17 protein-coding genes are annotated in these 17,920 nt (G+C 63.9%); 9 read left to right on the forward strand and 8 right to left on the reverse strand.

Features of this window, described 5'->3' with window-relative positions; all coding sequences use genetic code 11:
* Positions 1-168 precede the first annotated feature (168 nt).
* The 4 genes from JQ574_RS05950 to JQ574_RS05965 form a co-directional block, all read right to left on the reverse strand.
* Complete coding sequence (locus tag JQ574_RS05950) at positions 169-1,119, reverse strand: electron transfer flavoprotein subunit alpha/FixB family protein (protein ID WP_212213511.1); 951 nt, start codon at positions 1,117-1,119, stop codon at positions 169-171.
* Positions 1,119-1,868, reverse strand: coding sequence for an electron transfer flavoprotein subunit beta/FixA family protein (locus JQ574_RS05955; protein WP_209840907.1), 750 nt, complete (start codon positions 1,866-1,868; stop codon positions 1,119-1,121). The genes JQ574_RS05950 and JQ574_RS05955 overlap by 1 nt, the downstream gene beginning before the upstream one ends.
* Positions 1,869-1,994: 126 nt before the next feature.
* Positions 1,995-2,567, reverse strand: a complete 573-nt coding sequence (locus tag JQ574_RS05960) for a cob(I)yrinic acid a,c-diamide adenosyltransferase (RefSeq protein WP_212383393.1) — start codon at positions 2,565-2,567, stop codon at positions 1,995-1,997.
* 24 nt (positions 2,568-2,591) lie between these two features.
* Positions 2,592-2,786, reverse strand: coding sequence for a twin transmembrane helix small protein (locus JQ574_RS05965; protein WP_212213505.1), 195 nt, complete (start codon positions 2,784-2,786; stop codon positions 2,592-2,594).
* Positions 2,787-2,987: 201 nt separating this feature from the next.
* Here JQ574_RS05965 and JQ574_RS05970 point away from each other — a divergent pair, with 201 nt between their 5' ends.
* Positions 2,988-3,872, forward strand: coding sequence for a YihY/virulence factor BrkB family protein (locus JQ574_RS05970; protein ID WP_212213503.1), 885 nt, complete (start codon positions 2,988-2,990; stop codon positions 3,870-3,872).
* Here JQ574_RS05970 and JQ574_RS05975 read toward each other — a convergent pair.
* On the reverse strand, positions 3,808-5,058 hold the full coding sequence (locus JQ574_RS05975) for an ATP-binding protein (RefSeq protein WP_212213500.1): 1,251 nt from the start codon (positions 5,056-5,058) through the stop codon (positions 3,808-3,810). The two genes, JQ574_RS05970 and JQ574_RS05975, sit on opposite strands and share 65 nt — an antisense overlap.
* Before the next feature lie 82 nt (positions 5,059-5,140).
* Positions 5,141-6,025 (reverse strand): tRNA glutamyl-Q(34) synthetase GluQRS, encoded by an 885-nt coding sequence (gene gluQRS / locus JQ574_RS05980; protein WP_212213497.1) that lies wholly within the window; start codon positions 6,023-6,025, stop codon positions 5,141-5,143.
* 37 nt (positions 6,026-6,062) lie between these two features.
* Between gluQRS and JQ574_RS05985 the strand changes: the two genes are divergently transcribed.
* On the forward strand, positions 6,063-6,710 hold the full coding sequence (locus JQ574_RS05985; RefSeq protein ID WP_212213493.1) for a DNA-3-methyladenine glycosylase: 648 nt from the start codon (positions 6,063-6,065) through the stop codon (positions 6,708-6,710).
* Between the two features lie 84 nt (positions 6,711-6,794).
* Here the strand turns inward: JQ574_RS05985 and JQ574_RS05990 are convergent, their stop codons facing one another.
* A complete protein-coding gene (locus JQ574_RS05990) occupies positions 6,795-7,682 on the reverse strand; it encodes a LysR family transcriptional regulator (protein ID WP_212213490.1) in 888 nt (295 codons plus the stop codon).
* Positions 7,683-7,832: 150 nt separating this feature from the next.
* On the opposite strand from JQ574_RS05990, the gene JQ574_RS05995 reads away from it, so the two are divergent.
* From JQ574_RS05995 to JQ574_RS06025, 7 genes are all read left to right on the forward strand, one after another.
* Positions 7,833-8,807, forward strand: a complete 975-nt coding sequence (locus tag JQ574_RS05995; RefSeq protein ID WP_212213487.1) for a nitronate monooxygenase family protein — start codon at positions 7,833-7,835, stop codon at positions 8,805-8,807.
* A gap of 77 nt (positions 8,808-8,884) precedes the next feature.
* Positions 8,885-10,042 (forward strand): ABC transporter substrate-binding protein, encoded by a 1,158-nt coding sequence (locus JQ574_RS06000; protein ID WP_249119153.1) that lies wholly within the window; start codon positions 8,885-8,887, stop codon positions 10,040-10,042.
* Positions 10,043-10,283: 241 nt separating this feature from the next.
* Positions 10,284-11,810, forward strand: a complete 1,527-nt coding sequence (locus JQ574_RS06005) for an acyl-CoA synthetase (RefSeq protein WP_212213643.1) — start codon at positions 10,284-10,286, stop codon at positions 11,808-11,810.
* 133 nt (positions 11,811-11,943) lie between these two features.
* Positions 11,944-13,029, forward strand: coding sequence for a DUF2855 family protein (locus JQ574_RS06010; RefSeq protein WP_212213473.1), 1,086 nt, complete (start codon positions 11,944-11,946; stop codon positions 13,027-13,029).
* 103 nt (positions 13,030-13,132) lie between these two features.
* Entirely contained in the window at positions 13,133-14,914 is a 1,782-nt protein-coding gene (locus tag JQ574_RS06015) for an NAD(P)/FAD-dependent oxidoreductase (RefSeq protein ID WP_212213463.1), read from the forward strand.
* 29 nt (positions 14,915-14,943) lie between these two features.
* Positions 14,944-15,912, forward strand: coding sequence for a peptidyl-alpha-hydroxyglycine alpha-amidating lyase family protein (locus JQ574_RS06020; RefSeq protein ID WP_212213461.1), 969 nt, complete (start codon positions 14,944-14,946; stop codon positions 15,910-15,912).
* A 230-nt stretch (positions 15,913-16,142) separates the two neighbouring features.
* Complete coding sequence (locus JQ574_RS06025; RefSeq protein ID WP_211994154.1) at positions 16,143-16,700, forward strand: HNH endonuclease; 558 nt, start codon at positions 16,143-16,145, stop codon at positions 16,698-16,700.
* Between the two features lie 16 nt (positions 16,701-16,716).
* Here JQ574_RS06025 and JQ574_RS06030 read toward each other — a convergent pair whose 3' ends face one another.
* Positions 16,717-17,847, reverse strand: coding sequence for a hypothetical protein (locus tag JQ574_RS06030; protein WP_212213459.1), 1,131 nt, complete (start codon positions 17,845-17,847; stop codon positions 16,717-16,719).
* Between the last annotated feature and the right edge of the window lie 73 nt (positions 17,848-17,920).

A 17,920-nucleotide genomic window follows, 5' to 3' on the forward strand; every position in this document is an offset into this window, starting at 1 on the left:
CACGCATCTCGCGCCAGTTCATCCCGTTAGGCCCCGGTCCGAACCGAGGCTTAAACCTGTTTTCGACGCGTTTTCTTCAAGCGAACCCGGTAGCCACTTCGCTTGAAAACGCTGTCCCTAGATTAACACCGGCCGGAGCTTACGCGTCCGGCCGCTGTTTGACTGCCGTTATTTTCCGAGCTTGCCGAGCGCCTCGGTCAATTCCGGAACCGCCTGGTACAAATCCGCAACCAGGCCGTAATCGGCAACCTGGAAAATCGGCGCGTCCTCATCCTTGTTGATCGCAACGATCACCTTGGAATCCTTCATGCCGGCGAGATGCTGGATCGCGCCGGAAATGCCGATCGCGACATAGAGCTCCGGCGCCACCACCTTGCCGGTCTGCCCGACCTGCCAGTCGTTCGGCGCATAGCCGGCATCGACGGCGGCGCGCGAGGCGCCGACGCCGGCGCCTAACTTGTCGGCGAGCGGCTCGATGTACTTGGCAAAGTTCTCGCGGCTCTGCATGGCACGGCCGCCGGAGACGATGATTTTTGCGGACGTCAGTTCGGGGCGGTCGCTTTTGGCGACTTCCTCACCGACGAAGGTGGCGAGGCCCGGATCGGCCGCGGCAGCGGCGTTCTCGATCGCAGCACTGCCGCCGTCGCCTGCCGCGGCGAAGGTCGAGGTCCGCACCGTGATGACCTTCTTGGCGTCCTTGGACTTCACGGTCTGGATCGCGTTGCCGGCATAGATCGGCCGCTCGAACGTATCCGGCGAGACCACCTTGATGATCTCGGACACCTGCATCACGTCGAGCAAGGCGGCGACGCGCGGCATCACGTTCTTGAAGCGCGAAGTCGCGGGCGCGACGAAGGCGTCGTAGGACGGCGCCAGCGCCACGATCAGCGCCGCCAGCGGCTCGGCGAGGTCGTGGGCATAGGCGTCACCCTCGGCAACCAGCACCTTGGTGACGCCGGCGAGCTTCGCCGCCGCCTCGGCCGCCGCCTTGGTGCCCTGGCCGCCACCGGCGACCAGCACGTGAACTTCGGCACCCAGCTGGGTGGCCGCGGTCAGCGCCTTGTTGGTGGAGTCCTTGAGGGCCTCGTGGTCGTGTTCGGCAATCAACAGCGTGGTCATCAGAGAACCCCGGCTTCGGTCTTGAGCTTCGAAATCAGTTCGGCGACGTCCTTGACCTTGACGCCTCCCTTGCGGCCCGGCGGTTCGGTGGTTTTCAGCACTTCGAGATGCGGCGTGAGATCGACGCCGTAGTCGGCCGCGCTCTTGTCGGCGATCGGCTTCTTCTTCGCCTTCATGATGTTGGGCAGCGAGGCGTAGCGCGGCTCGTTGAGGCGCAGATCGGTGGTGACGATGGCCGGTCCCTTCAGCTTCAGGGTCTGCAGGCCGCCGTCGACTTCGCGCGTCACCTTGAAATCGGAGCCGTCGACTTCGAGCTTGGAGGCAAAGGTCGCCTGAGACCAGCCGAGAAGTGCGGCCAGCATCTGGCCGGTCTGGTTCGAGTCGTCGTCGATCGCCTGCTTGCCGAGGATGACGAGGCCGGGCTTCTCTTCGTCGACGATGGCTTTGAGAATCTTGGCGACCGCCAGCGGTTCGACATTGCCTTCGGCCTTGACCAGGATGCCGCGGTCGGCGCCCATCGCAAGTCCAGTCCGGATCGTCTCGGAGGCCTGTGCGGGCCCGATCGATACCACCACCACTTCGGTCGCCTTGCCGGCTTCCTTCAGCCGCAGCGCTTCCTCGACGGCGATTTCGTCGAACGGATTCATCGACATCTTCACGTTGGCGAGTTCCACGCCCGTTCCGTCGCTCTTGACGCGGACCTTGACGTTGTAATCGACCACCCGTTTTACCGGCACAAGAACCTTCATCGATCCTCTTTCGCTTGAATTCTGGGGTTTGGTGAGCTCTCTATTAGCTTGGGCGCGGAACCTAAAGGTCCCGCTATCGGCGGTCAACGCGCGAAAGCCAAAAATCGCGCCCTTCAGACGACCACTTTAGCGGTTCTGGCCGGGCACCCACAACACGTCCCCGGCGCCATTATCGTTCATGGAGCGGCTGGCGACGAACAGGAAATCCGACAGCCGGTTCATATAGTGTACGGCAGGCTCGCTGACCGGCTCGTCCGGCCTGGCCCCCAGTTCCACCATGATCCGTTCCGCTCTGCGACATATGGTGCGGGCGAGATGCAGGTATGCCGCAGCGGGGGTGCCGCCGGGCAGCACAAAGGAGGTCAGGGGCGCCAGATGGGCGTTGAGCGTATCGATATCGCGCTCGAGCCGTTCCACCTGGCTGGACAGCATGCGCAGCCGCTCCGCCTTGCCCTCGCGCTGGGGCACGGCGAGATCGGCGCCGAGATCGAACAGGTCGTTCTGGATCAGGCCCAGCATCGCATCGAGTTCGCGCGCCTGCGCCAGATGCAGCCGCGCCACGCCGATCGCGGCGTTGGTCTCGTCCACGGTTCCATAGGCGCTGATGCGCAGATCATATTTCGGGCGGCGTTCGCCGCTGCCGAGCGCGGTGGTGCCGTCATCGCCGGTCCGCGTGTAGATTCGATTAAGCACGACCATTGGCGGGTCCCCCTCCTGCTTGCCCTATTTGCCCATCGCCCAGACCACGGCCATCGTGATGACGATGGCGATGAATTGCAGCAACACCCGCAGCCGCATCAGATTCTGCGAGCGGCTGGGCGAGCCGCCCCGCATCATGTTGATGAGACCCAAAAACAGCACGATCGCAACGGCAGCGACCGCGATGGGCAGAACAATCGAACCAAAAAAGGATGCCATCGGCGCTACATAACACCGCGCCGGGCCGGCCGCTATACGTTCACAGACAGCCGCACAGATGCCTGATCGATCTGGCTCTTAGCCCAATAATAATATCAGATTCTTTTTTTGACGCGTTTTATTCACGCGAACCGGTCCCACTTCGCTTGAAAACGCTCTAGTATCTCGCATCGAACCGTCAATCGCCAGCCAGGGTGGCATGTGAGGCAGGTCAAGTACGTCTATCACGTCGTGGTGGATGCCTTTTACGAGTTCCTCGTCGACGATGGCTGGGCGATCGCCAGCCATATCGCGTTGTCGACGCTGATGGCGCTGTTTCCGTTCCTGATCGTGCTGACGTCGCTGGCCGGCTTTTTCGGCTCCAAGCAACTCGCCGACCAATCAGTCAGCCTATTGCTCCAGGTGTGGCCGCAACAGGTCGCCGACACGCTGTCAGGCGAAATCCACGACGTGCTGACCACGTCCCGCGGCGATATCCTGACCATCGGCGCGGTGCTGGCACTTTATTTCGCCTCGAACGGCGTCGAGGCGCTGCGGGTGGCGCTGAACCGCGCCTATTCCGTTATCGAGCCGCGCAGCTGGTACTGGCTGCGGCTGGAGTCGATCGGCTACACGCTGGTCGCCGCCTTCACGGCGCTGGCGATGGCGTTCCTGATCGTGCTGTTTCCCCTGATGCTGGAGGCGGCACGGCGCCACATTCCGTTTTTCGTCGAGACGAACGAACACTTCCTCAACATCACCCGCTACAGCATCACGATCGGCGCGCTGATCGTGGCGCTGTTCATCCTGCACGCCTGGCTGCCGGCGGGACGCAGGGGGTTTCTGCAGATCCTGCCCGGCATCATCTTCACCATGGTGGCGTCGCTGGTATCGGGCATCGTGTTCGGCCAGTATCTGGCGCGCTTCGCCAATAATTACGTGACGATGTATGCCGGCCTCGCATCGGTCATCATCGCGCTGGTGTTTTTGTATTTCCTCGCCGCGATCTTCGTCTATGGCGGCGAACTCAACGCGGCGATCATCAAGTCGCGGCTGCCGCGCGGCGTGTCGCTTCAAGCAGCGCAGTCGCTAGCGCACGTGGACTGACAGGCTTGATCAGGAAGGCGTCGGCCCCCGCAGCGCGCGAGGCCGCCTCGTCCTCGCCGCGCCCCGACACGCCGATGATGGCGATGCGGCCGAGCGGCGGATCGAGCGCCCGAATGCGCCGGATAGCCTCGATGCCGTCGATGCCCGGCAGCACCATGTCCATCAGCACCGCGTCGAAACCGCCCTGCGCGATCCGCTCCGGCGCGGCCTCGCCCTGGCCGATGAACTCGGTCTGGTGGCCGAGCTCGGTCAAGATGGCGTTCAGCACGACGCGGCCGAACGGATTGTCCTCGACGCTGAGCAGGCGCAAGGACCGCAGCGCCCCGGTCGACGGCTCGCCATCGGCCCCCGTCATGATCGTAATCGGGCCCTTGGCCGGCGACATCACGACGCTGAGCGTGAAGGTGGTGCCGCCGCCGCGCCGTTGCGTCACCACGATGTCGCCGCCCATGGCGCGCGCGAGTTGCCTGACCGACGACAGCCCAAGCCCGGTGCCGCCGAACTTTGAGGCGATCGAGACATTGGCCTGCGAGAACGGGCGGAACAGGCGCTTGATCTCGCTGAGCGTGAGGCCGATGCCGCTGTCGGAGACCGCAAAGGCGACGCCGATTTTACCCCTTGGAGCGCGCAGCGGCGACACGACAAGCGTGACGCTGCCCTGTTCGGTGAATTTCACCGCATTGTCGATCAGGTTCTCCAGCGCCGCCCGCAGCCTTACGGGATCGCCGACGGCAAATGCCGGCAGCTTTTCGGAAATCTCGACCGACGACTGCAGACCCTTCGCCGCCGCCCGCCCGGTCAGCGAATCGCCGGCGTTGCGCGCCAGCGTGCGCAGATCGAAGAAATCGTGGCGCACGGTGAGCCCGGGACCGCTGCTACGCGCGGCATCGACGAACAAGGTCGCAAGGCTCGCCAGATGTTCCGCGCCGGCCTTGATGGTGTCGACCCAGCGCCGTTCGCGCTCATCAAGGTCGGATGTCGCCAGGAGGTTGCTGATCGCCAGAATGCCGGTCAGCGGCGTGCGCACCTCGTGGGCAAAGGCCGCCAATGCCACTTCGACCACGCCGGGCCCGGCCTTAGCTTTCGGCGAACCGCGTTTCTTCGCGCCAACGCGCGATACGCGCTTCTTCTTCGGCTGCTTCCTGGTCAGCCGTGTTGTACGCCGTGAACGCGGTGATGCCGCCATGATCCCCTGACCCATCCTGGAACCAAGCATGGCATGCCACGGCAGCCGGAGTCACGATGGCCTTTGGGGCAACCCTCAGTAATTACGCAAGTCCTGCCAGACGGCGGATGTCGGCCGGCGTGGCGCCCTGCCCACGCAATTCGCGCAAGGCGGTGGCCTTGGTCGACTTCGACAGTTTCTGTCCGGCGTCGTCGAGGACCAGCCGGTGATGCCGGTAGACCGGTTGCGGAATACCAAGCAGCGATTGCAGCAGCCGGTGCACGCTGGTCGACCAGAACAGGTCCTGGCCGCGCACCACGTCGGTGACGCCCTGCAAGGCATCGTCGATCACAACCGACAGGTGATAGCTGGTCGGCGTCTCCTTACGCGCCAGGATGACGTCGCCCCAGGCTTCCGGTCGGGCGGCCACGAGCCCGGTTTCGCCGCCTGCGCCCTCGCCGCGCTCGACCCAGGCGAGATCGGGCGCCTGTGCCATGGCCGCCGCCATATCGAGCCGCAACGCGTAAGGCAGGCCCTGGTCGATCAATCGCCGCCGCGCCGGCGCGGAAAACGACTTCGCGGCGCCGGGATAGAGCGGCGCGCCATCGGGATCACGCGGCCAGGGCGCTCCGGCCTTCGCGGCGGATTCCCGTTCGGCGACCATGCGGGCGATTTCCGCGCGGCTTTCGAAGGCGGGATAGATCAGGCCTCGGCCTGACAGTTTTTCCACCGCTTCGCGAAAATCGGAAAGGTGTTCGGACTGCCGCCGCACCGGCGCTTCCCAGGACAGGCCGAGCCATTCGAGGTCTTCAAATATCGCAGCCTCGAATTCCGGCCGGCACCGCGTCGCGTCGATATCCTCGATGCGGAGCAGAAATCTTCCACCGCTCGCGCGCGCCAGCTCGAAATTCAACAGCGCCGAAAAAGCGTGGCCGAGATGGAGGTAGCCATTGGGGCTTGGCGCAAATCGGAACACAGGTGACGGCATTGATCTCTTTCGCGGGACATGATGGTTTTAACGGGCAATGACCATTCACCTCAACTCCCAGGCCGACCTCGAAGACGCGATTGCGGCCCTCGTCGTACAGGACAAGCGGCTCAAACCGATTCTCGAACTCACGGGCATGCCGGCGCTGCGCCAGCGCGAACCGGGCTTTGCCGGGCTGGCGCATATCGTGTGCGGTCAGCAATTGTCCACCGCGAGCGCCGGGGCGATCTGGGGACGCCTCACCGCCGCGTTCGATCCGTTCGATCCCGAGCCCATCCGCAAGGCCCGCGCCGAACGCCTCGGACGGCTCGGCCTTTCGGCCGCCAAGATCAAGACGCTGAAAAACATCGCGCGCGAACTGGCCGCCGAACGATTGAACCTCGAGGTACTGGCAGAAGAGGACGCCGACGCCGCACACCACACGTTGACCGCGCTGCATGGTATCGGCCCGTGGACCGCCGACGTCTATCTGCTGTTCTGCCTCGGCCATGGCGATGCCTGGCCGGCCGGCGACATCGCGATCCAGGAGGCGATCAAGGTCGGGCTCGGCCTGAAGGCGCGTCCGACCGCCAAGCAGATGGCGCCGCTGGCCGAGCCGTGGCGCCCCATGCGCGGTGCCGCAGCGCATCTTTGGTGGAGCTACTATCGCGTCGTGAAGAATCGCGAGGGCGTGATCACGAAGTAGACATTGTCTCGGAGGCATGGACCCCGGATCAGCAGCGCACCGCTTCGCGCTGCGCAGCATCCGGGGAACGCAGACCGAGACAAGTCAGCCCCGCAGCCTGACCCGGTCCTCGCGCGCGCATGCCGTGACGAAGTCGATCACCGCGCGCACCGCGGGGAGTTCGACCAGATCCGGATGCGCCAGCAGCCAGAGATCGGCCACGCTGACGAGTTTTTGCGGCGCGACCCGCACCAGATCGGGGTCGATGGCGGCGACGAAGCAGGACAGCGCCGAGATTCCGAGGCCGGCCTTCGCCGCGGCCAGCATGTCGCCCTGCGACGAACAGCGCAGCACCACCGATCCCTGGCGGGTGATGAGATCGCTCCAGCGCGCCAGGCGTTCGTTCGAGGCCCGGTCGGCAAAGCCGATCACGCTGTGCCCCTTCCATTCGTCGCGCCGCTCCGGCAAACGACGCCGCGCCGCATAGGCGCGCGAAGCGTAAAAGCCGGTGCCGAGCCGGCCGATCCGGCGGCCGATCAAATTCTCCTCGCCACTGTCCACCGGACGCAGCACGACATCAGCCTCGCGGCGGCGCACGCTGGCCGGAAACGGATGGGTGATGATCTCGATCTGGATGTGGTCGTGCGCGCGCAGGAACGGACCCAGCCGCGGCATCAGCCAGTGCGAGGCAAAGGTCGCTCCGATCGAGAGCTTGACCACGCCGCGGGCGTCCGCACCGGTCGCGGAGACCGCGGCCTCGGCGCGCAGCGCCGCCGCCGCCATGGCGTCGACATGCTCACGGAATTTGCGGCCCTGCGCGGTCAGCGACAGGCCTTCGTTGGAGCGCGCGAACAGGGGTATGCCGAGCTGGCCTTCCAGTTCGGCGATCTTGCGGCCGACCGTCGGATGGCTGGAGCGGAGCTGGCGCGCGGCCGCGGCGAAGCTGCGGGTTTCGGCCACCGCGACAAAGGTCTTGCACAGGTCCCAGTCCATTGGCGATCAGGCCTAGATGTTCATTACTGAATGGTCAGCTGTTCAATATTGAACGTCGGAGACGACCCGTCCAGCCCTATAATGCAGCGCATAAGCAAGCCGGCTGGAGCGGAACCGCTCGCCGGCCTCGAAACCCAGAGGGAGGATTGAATGCCGTTGCCCGCGTCGCTTGCCAATTCGCTTGAACTGCCCGTGGTCGGCTCGCCGCTCTTCATCGTGTCCGGGCCGGAACTCGTGATCGCCCAGTGCAAGGCCGGCATCGTCGGATCGTTTCCGGCGCTGAACGCGCGGCCGGTCGAAAAACTCGACGAATGGCTGAGCCGGATCAAGAATGAACTCGGCGAGTACAAGGCGCTGCACCCCACGAAGAAGGTCGCGCCCTATGCGGTCAACCAGATCTGCCACGCCTCCAACGACCGGCTGATGAAAGACATGGAAACCTGCGTCAAGCACCAGGTTCCGATCATCATCACCTCGCTGCGGCCGCCGCTGGAGATCGTCGAAGCCGCGCATTCCTATGGCGGCGTCGTGTTCCACGACGTGATCAACGTCAAGCATGCACGCAAGGCCGCCGAACAGGGCGTCGACGGGCTCATTCTGGTCTGCGCCGGCGCCGGCGGGCATGCCGGCACGCTGTCGCCGTTCGCGCTGCTGCGCGAGGTCAAACAATGGTTCAAGGGCACCATCCTGCTGTCGGGTGCGATCTCCGACGGCTGGAGCATTGCCTCCGCGCTCGCGCTCGGCGCCGACCTCGCCTACATGGGGACGCGCTTCATCGCCACCGAAGAGGCGAATGCCGACCTCGCCTACAAGAAGGCGCTGACCGAGCACGCCGCCCATGACATCGTCTATTCGAACCTGTTCACCGGCGTGCACGGCAATTATCTCGGCCCGTCGATCGTGGCCGCGGGCCTCGATCCCGACAATTTGCCGGTCGCTGACAAGACCAAGATGAATTTCGGCTCCGGCGGCAACACCAAGTCCAAGGCATGGCGCGACATCTGGGGCTCGGGCCAGGGCATCGGCCAGATCAATGATGCACCGCCGGTCGCCGAACTCGTCGCGCGCCTGAAAGCCGAATTCGACGACGCCGGCAGCGACTTTCTCAGGCGAGCGCGCGCTTAGGCGGCGCACTCTCGGCTTCGACAACAAATGAAAACAGAGGGATGGGAACGATGAGCGTGTCACGCACTGCATTGAGCATGGTGTTCGCATTGATGGCGACCGGAGCCGTCGCCGCCGATGACAAGGGCGAAATCCGCATCGGCCAGACGCTGCCCTATAGCGGGCCGGTGTCCGGCTTCGGCACCATCGGCCGGGCGCAAGAGGCCTATTTCGACAAGGTCAACGCGGACGGCGGCATCAACGGCCGCAAGGTCAAGTTCATCACTCTCGACGATGCCTACTCGCCGCCCAAGACCGTCGAGCAGACCCGAAAGCTGGTCGAGCAGGAAGAAGTGCTTGTCATGTTCGGCTCGCTGGGCACCGCAACCAACAACGCCGTGCACCGCTACCTTAACAACAAGAAGGTTCCGCAGCTGTTCGTGCTGAGCGGCGCCACCAAGTGGGCCGACCCGAAGCATTACCCATGGACCATGCCGGGCATGGCGACCTATCAGTCCGAGGGCGTCGTCTATGCCAAGTACATCTTGCAGACCAAGCCGGACGCGAAGATCGCCATCCTGGCGCAAAACGACGATTTCGGCCGCGACTATGTCGCCGGCTTCAAGCGCGCGCTGGGAGACAAGGCCGCGACCATGATCGTCTCCGAGGCGAGCTATGAGACCAGTGCGCCGACCATCGCTTCGCAGCTTGCGACGCTGAAAGCCTCCGGCGCCAATGTGATGTTCGGCGTCGTGCTCGGGAAGTTCACCTCGCAGATGATCAAGGGCGTTGCCGAACTGAACTGGAAGCCGGACCTGTTGTTCGTGCCGACATCGGCGTCATCGATCTCGTTCCTGGAGCCCGGCGGACTGGAAAACGCGGTCGGGCTGATTTCGTCGAGCAACCAGAAGGACACGATGGACGCGCAATGGGCCAATGATGCCGGCGTGAAGGAGTATTTCGCGTTCATGAAGAAGTATCTGCCCAATGCCGACCTGAACAATTCGAATTACGCGGCGGGCTATCATTATGCCAACCTGATGACGAAGGTGCTGACGGCCTGCAAGGACGATCTCAGCCGGGAGAATATCATGCGGCAGGCCGCTTCGCTGCGCCAGGTTTCGCTGCCGCTGCTGTTGCCTGATATAACGGTGTCGACCGATGCCGAGGATTATCTGCCGTTCCAGCAATTGCGGCTGCGGCGCTTCGACGGCAAGAGCTGGGTCGGTTTCGGTGAAATCCTGGACGACCGATAAGGGAGTGCGTTGAGTGCGAACCAAATCGGCAGACGTCATCCCCGCGCAACGGCTTTGCCGTTGTCGCTGGAGGTGCGAGCCTTGCGGTGCACTTGCACCGCTGGGCGAGCCTCGAAGGATGGACCACGGGCGCTTCTCATCCTTCGAGGCTCGCCGAAGAGGCTCGCACCTCAGGATGACGCGATAGGGTGCGAGCTGGCGGCTTCAAACTAACTCATCATGCTTTAGGGAGCACGTGACGGTGATCATCGGCGGCGAACGCACAATTACCTATCCGGAAATCCATGACCGCATCGCACGCGCGGCGACCGGATTTCAAAGCCTCGGCCTTGGTGGCGACACGCCGGTCGCGATGATGCTGCGCAATGATTTTGCGTTGTTCGAAGTTACCGGCGCAGCCGCCGCGCTCGGCAGCCCGGTGGTGCCGATCAACTGGCACCTGAAGGCCGAGGAGGTCGCCTATATCCTTGCCGACAGCGGCGCCGAGATCCTGGTCTGCCATGCGGACCTGTTGCCGCAGATCAGGGACGGGCTACCAGCCCATATCAAGCTGCTGATCGTAACCACACCGCTGGAGATCGCCACGGCGTTCAATGTTCCGGCTGCGCTGACGAAGGTTCCGGACGGCATGACCGACTGGGACGTCTGGCGCGACACCCATGCGCCATCGCAGGAGCCGCCGATCGGCAGCGCGCCAATGTTCTATACGTCAGGCACCACGGGCCTGCCCAAGGGCGTGCGGCGCAAGCCGATGAAGCCGGAGCAGCAGGCGGCCTCGGCACGAGTCGGTGGCATCGCCTATGGCGTCAAGCCGAACGAGGATCAAGTCATCCTGATGAACGGCCCGATGTATCATTCGGCGCCAAGCTCCTACGGCATGCTGGCGTTTCGCAGCGGCTGCACAATCGTGCTCGAACCGCGTTTCGATCCAGAGGACATGCTGCAACTGATCGCGCGCCATCGCGTCACCCACATGCATATGGTGCCGACGATGTTCGTGCGGCTGCTGCGCCTGCCGGACGAGGTGAAACAACGTTACGACCTGTCGTCGCTGCGCTTCGTCGTCCACGGCGCGGCCCCCTGCCCGCCGCAGGTCAAGCGCGCCATGATCGACTGGTGGGGACCGGTCATCAGCGAATATTTCGGCTCGACTGAAACTGGAATCCCGGTGTGGCATTCGGCCGGGGAGGCGCTGGCCAAGCCCGGCACCGTCGGCCGCGCCATCGAAGGCGGTGTCGTCAAGATCTTCCGCCCCGACGGCGAACTGTGCGGCGTCAACGAACCCGGCGAGATCTTCATGCGACAGATGTCGGTGCCGGACTTCGATTACCACGGCAAGGCCGAGGCGCGCGCCGAGGCCGGGCGCGACGGCCTCGTCAGCGTCGGTGACGTCGGCTATCTCGACGAAGACGGCTATCTGTTCCTGTGCGACCGCAAACGCGACATGGTGATCTCGGGCGGCGTCAACATCTATCCCGCCGAGATCGAGAACGCACTGATCGGCATGGACGGCGTGCGCGACTGCGCGGTGTTCGGCATTCCCGACGACGAGTTCGGCGAGCGGCTGTTTGCCTGCATCGAGCCCGACACCGATGCCACGCTTTCGCCGGCGGCAGTGCAGGAATTCCTGCGCACCCGCCTCGCCAATTTCAAGGTGCCAAAGGACATCCAGTTCATGGACTCGATGCCGCGCGAAGCCACCGGCAAGATTTTCAAGCGCAAGCTGCGCGATCTGCATGCGGAAGGCCGCCTGCGCGCGGCTAGGTGACGGCGGCGCAGAAAAGCAAACGGCGTTTCAAACGGACAGTGTTTTAAACGTCCTTGTTGAACATACTTGCTGTTGCAAAATGGTCATTGGAGAGCGCAAAGATCAGGGCATATCAAGCGTAGGGACCTGACACATGCACGCCACTGATTTTATCGTCGCCCGCCATGATCTGCAGCAATACAAAGTGATCGAGACAGAGCTACCCAACGCGGGCACATTGCCGGGTGAGTCGTTGCTGGTCAAAGTTGTCAGTTTCGCCTTCACCGCCAACAACATCACCTACGCCGTGCTTGGCGACCAGTTCAATTACTGGCAGCTGTTTCCTGCGCCAAAGGGTTTCGGCAATATTCCGGTGTGGGGATTCGGCGACGTGATCGCGTCGAAGCATCCTGATATTGCCGAGGGCGAACGCCTGTTCGGCTATTTCCCGATGGCGACGCACGTGGTGATCGAAGCGGCTGACGTTAGCAAGCACGGCCTGCGCGATGCCGTCGCGCATCGACAAGTCGCTGCGCCGGTCTACAACGCCTATGCCCGTGTCAGCGGCGATCCCTCCTTCGCCGGACGTCGGGGCGATTTTCAGGCGCTGCTACGACCGCTGTTCATGCTGTCCTTTCTGGTCGATGATTTCCTCGCCGAGAACGATTTCTTCGGCGCGCAGAGCGTGATGCTCTCCTCGGCCTCCAGCAAGACCGCGTTCGGGCTTGCGCATCTGCTGCACACAAGGCGCAATGGAATCAAGGTAATCGGGCTCACCTCGGCACCCAATGTCGACTTCGTGAAATCGCTCGGCTGTTACGACGAGGTCGTGACCTATGACGCCGTGACATCGTTGCCGCCGGATTCACCTGTCGCGTTGGTGGACATGGCGGGGAACAGCGAATTGCGCGCGACGCTGCATAACCATTTCGGCGACCAGATGAAATATTCCGGACGCATCGGACTTACCCATCGCAGTTCGTCGCCCGACGAGCCGGAATTGCCCGGCGCCAAGCCCACCTGGTACTCCGCGCCCGTCCAGATTCGCAAACGCGCCAAGGAATGGGGCTCGGGCGGCGTCGGCACGCGGTTCGGCGCGGCATGGTCGGGTTTTGCGCCGAAGCTGGACGGGTGGCTCACCGTGACCGAAGGCCGCGGCCCGGCGGCGGTGCAACGGGTCTATCTCGACACCCTCAACGGCCGTGTGCCGCCGGACCAGGGGCATATCCTGTCGATTTAGAGATAACCGCTATCTCCTCGCGCCCTTTCTGCAGCCTCCCGAATGGGTATAGGCTCGCGGAACAGGGAAACGCCGCACAGACGGCCGGTGACGAGAAACGCGCATGCTCGACAAGACGGACGATATTTCGGTGGCCGCCGACAACTGGCTTGCGCAGTTCGAGGAGGCGCTGGCGAAATCCGATAGCGGCCTGCTGAAGACGCTGTTTCACGCCGACAGCCATTGGCGCGACGTGCTGGCGTTGAGCTGGAACATCCAGACCGTCAACGGCGCGGACGCGATCCTGAAAGAGTTGAGCGTGCACGCACCGGCCGCCGGCCCTGTTGGATTTACGGTGGATCCCAACCGCGCCGCCCCCCGCAAGGTGATGCGCGCGGGCACCAACGCAATCGAGGCAATCTTCAAGTTCGAGACCAGGGTCGGGCGCGGCAGCGGCATCATCCGCCTGATTCCGGATGCCGACAATGTCCTGAAGGCCTGGACGCTGCTGACCGAGCTTGGCGAGCTCAAGGGCTTTGAAGAGCAGATCGGCGTCGCGCGGCCACGTGGCAACGCCTATTCGCGCGACTTCCGCGGCCCCAACTGGCTCGACCTGCGCAAGGCCTCCGCCGGCTATGCCGAACACGATCCGACCGTGCTGGTGATCGGCGGCGGACAATCCGGCCTCTCGATCGCGGCGCGGCTGAAGCAATTGAACGTCGATACGCTGATCGTCGATCGCGAGAAACGCATCGGCGACAACTGGCGCAAGCGCTACCACGCGCTGACGCTGCATAATCAAGTGCAGGTCAACCACCTGCCCTACATGCTTTTCCCGCCGAACTGGCCGACCTACATCCCGAAGGACAAGCTCGCCAACTGGTTCGAGGCCTATGTCGAAGCCATGGAGTTGAACTTCTGGACCGAGACCGAATTCGAGGGCGGCAGCTACGACGAGAAGGAACAACGCTGGACCGTGACGCTGCGCCGCGCCGACGGCAGCAAGCGCACCATGCAGCCGCGCCACGTGGTGCTTGCGACCGGCGTCAGCGGCATCCCGAGCAAGCCCGACATTGCCGGCCTGAAGGATTTCAAGGGCAGCGTGATGCATTCCAGCCAGTACGACGATGGCGAGAACTGGAAGGGCAAGCGCGCGATCGTGGTCGGCACCGGCAACAGCGGCCACGACATCGCGCAAGACCTGCATTCGAGCGGCGCCCATGTCACGCTGTTTCAGCGCTCATCGACGCTGGTCGTCAGCATCGAACCCTCGGCGCAGCTGGTGTACGCGCCCTATAATGAGGGCACGCTCGAGGACAACGATCTGATCGCGACCTCGATGCCGTTGCAAGTCGCGCGGAAGAGCCACGCGCTGACCTGCGCGAAGTCGAAAGATCTCGACAAGGACCTGCTCGACGGGCTGCAACGCGCCGGCTTCAAGCTCGATTTCGGCGAGGACAATACCGGCTGGCAGTTCAAGTACCTCACCCGTGGCGGCGGTTATTACTTCAACGTCGGCTGCTCCGATTTGATCGTCAAAGGCGATATCGCTCTGAAGCAATTCGCCGATGTCGACGGTTTTGTAACTGACGGCGTCAAGATGAAGGACGGCGAGACCATCGCCGCCGATCTCGTCGTGCTGGCGACCGGCTACAAGCGGCAGGAAGAGCTGGTGCGGCTGTTGTTCGGCGAAGCCGTCATGAACCGCGTCGGCACCATCTGGGGTTTTGGCGAGGGCCAGGAACTGCGCAACATGTACACCCGCACCGGCCAGCCCGGCCTGTGGTTCATCGCCGGCGGCCTTGCGCAATGCCGCATCGGATCGAAGCATCTGGCGCTGCAGATCAAGGCGATCGAGGAAGGGTTGCTGCCGCGCGGCGCGAAGCCGGCGGCGGGCGTCGCGTGAATCACAGCTAACATCATGGGGGAATAAACATGCCGTCGATTCTCGGCTCGGGCGAACATCGCTATCGCGTGGTGGAGAACTGGGCGAAGCTGCCCGATGGCTGGAGCCTCTCCGACGTCGCTTCCGTCGCGGTCGACAGCCGCGACCGCATCTACGTCTTCAACCGCGGCGCCCATCCGATGGTGGTGCTGGATCGCGAGGGGAATTTCCTCAGGAGCTGGGGCGAAGGCCTGTTCAACCGCGCCCACGGGCTGCACATCGACGCCGACGACAATCTCTATTGCACCGATGACGGCGACCACACCGTGCGCAAGTGCTCGGTCGACGGCAAGGTGCTGCTGACGATCGGCATCCCGAACCGCCCGAAGCCGTATATGAGCGGCGAGCCGTTCCACCGCTGCACCCATACGGCGCTGTCGCCGAAGGGCGAGATCTACGTCTCGGACGGCTACGGCAATGCCTGCGTCCATAAATACACGCCCGACGGCAAGCTGCTGAAGAGCTGGGGCGAGCCGGGTTCCGATCCCGGCCAGTTCAACATCGTCCACAATATCGCTACCGATGTCGACGGCTTCGTCTACGTCGCCGACCGCGAGAACCATCGCGTGCAGGTGTTCGACGGCAACGGCAAATACGAGACCCAGTGGAACAATCTGCACCGGCCCTGCGCGCTGCATTGCTGCGGCGGCAAGCAGCCGCATTTCATCGTCGGCGAGCTCGGCCCGGGCATGCCGGTCAACCTGAACGTGCCGAATCTCGGGCCGCGGCTCTCCATCGTCGACGCCAAGGGCCAGCGGATCGCCCGGCTCGGTGGCGAGGACGGCCCGGGGATAGACACCGGCAAATTCCTCGCGCCCCACGGCCTGGCGCTGGATTCCAGAGGCGACATCTATGTCGGCGAGGTCGGCGTCACCAACTGGAAGACCAGCTTTCCCGACACGCCGATGCCCTCAGAGGTCGGCGTCGGCCGCTGTCTGCAGAAGCTCGAGAAGGTTTAGGACCGGCCGCGCGGCTCCGGGGGTTGGCACGCCCGATCACGATGGATTGACCGCGGATGCCCGCCCCTGCAGGTGCCTTGGAGATGCCCTGGAGGCCCGCGAAATCATGGCGATTCGTGGGCGGCATATGCTGGATAAGGCCCGGAACGCTCTTCACAATCCCGTCACGCTGCCTGTAGTATGCAGGGCGCATGCTGCTTCGCAGCTAACATGGGAGTCAGGAGCGTTTCTTGAACGCACACGTCTCGCAAGGCGGATGGCCGGTACTGGTGCTGAACGCGGATTTCCGGCCGCTGAGTTACTACCCGCTGTCTCTCTGGTCGTGGCAGGACGCGATCAAGGCGGTGTTCCTCGACCGCGTCAACATCGTCGAGCATTACGACCGCGCGGTGCACAGCCCGAGCTTCGAGATCCAGCTGCCGAGCGTGGTGTCGCTCAAATCCTTCGTCAAGCCGACCACGCATCCCGCCTTCACCCGGTTCAACGTCTTCCTGCGCGACCGGTTCAGCTGCCAATATTGCCTGGCGCATGACGACCTCACCTTCGATCACATCATCCCGCGCAGCAAGGGCGGCCAGACCACCTGGGAGAACGTCGTCGCGGCCTGCTCGCCGTGCAATCTGCGCAAGGGCAATCTGACGCCACAGCAGGCGCGGATGTTCCCGCGGCAACACCCGTTCGCGCCGACCGTGCATCAACTGCACCGCAACGGCCGCCTGTTCCCGCCGAACTATCTGCACGATAGCTGGCTGGATTATTTGTATTGGGACACCGAGCTCGATCCGTAGGCTCACGCGGTTTATTTCACAACGCTTCAAGCGTGCTGCGCGATGGTGCCATCGGCAGCCATTCCGGGATACGGCGCTTCGCGATCCAATATGGTCGCCAGAGCGATTGCCAAGCGGCGCGGTCGAGCGGCGCCGTGCCCCAGTCACGCCACCCCATTTCGACCTGCGACAGGTCATGCATGTGCAGCCACTGGCGCGCCGCCCACCACAGCTCACGCGGCACCTCTGCGTTCCCAGCGGCTTTGAGCTCGACGATATTCGGCAGCGGATCGCGATAACGCGAAGCAACGCGCAGCGTGGCAACGCGCTCCCCGTCGCGCCGAACGCTCCAGAGCCGCGAGCGATTATGCGCCAGGTTGTAGCCATAGGTGTGCAGGCAATTCCGCATGGCGTCCGCTTCTTCGGCGATAGCGACGATGGTGTCCAAGGGCAGGAAATCATAACCGGCCACGCGACCGGTCCGGAGCCACATGTCGCTGATCGGCAGGTGACCGAGATTCACCTGCAATGCGATGAGCATTCGCCAGTTGTCAGCAGCCGCAAGGGCCGGACCGATGCGCATGTCCGGCGTCCACGGCTTGCCGATCAGCCCGTGCGCGTACGTTGCCGGCTGGCTGGAAAACCATGACCAGAGACTGATCAGCCGCAATCGGGCCGGATTCACGCGCCGCTGCTCGCGGACGAGCTCGCGCGCGATCCACACCGCCGCCGCCTCATGCGCGAGATCGGCAACATCAGCCACGACCTGCAGCCAAGTTGGGGCGAGCTTGGGCGAGCGCGGAAAATGGTTCGCGATCTGCCGGCGAAACAGCTCGCCGTCAGGCAATCTCCCGATCGGACGCGTGAGCGCTTCCGGCGGCACCTTTCGCAGCCACATCGGCACATCGGCCGCCACCGCCGCCTCAGCTAGACCGAGGCCATCGACGACGTGCGCGAGCGCCGGCGCGGGATCGAGCCCGGGCCGCGGGACGGCCAGCGCGAAGAGAAGCGCGGGAAAGCTCGCGGCAAGGTCCGCAATGCGCGAGTGCCGCATTGCCAGAACACGCACCTCTCCCTGGAACCGGGGATGATATCTCCGGAGCCGACGTTCAAGCAGGTCGGAGCGCGCGGCCTCCCGGCGAGGGGCCAGCAACAGATTCGAGGTCATGACAACAATTCCGCAGCGCGGACTCAGAGGTCCGCAGCCAAGATTCGATCGCGTTGAGGATTTGGATATTTCA

The organism is Bradyrhizobium sp. AUGA SZCCT0158 (assembly GCF_018130065.1).
Taxonomy (GTDB): Bacteria; Pseudomonadota; Alphaproteobacteria; order Rhizobiales; family Xanthobacteraceae; genus Bradyrhizobium.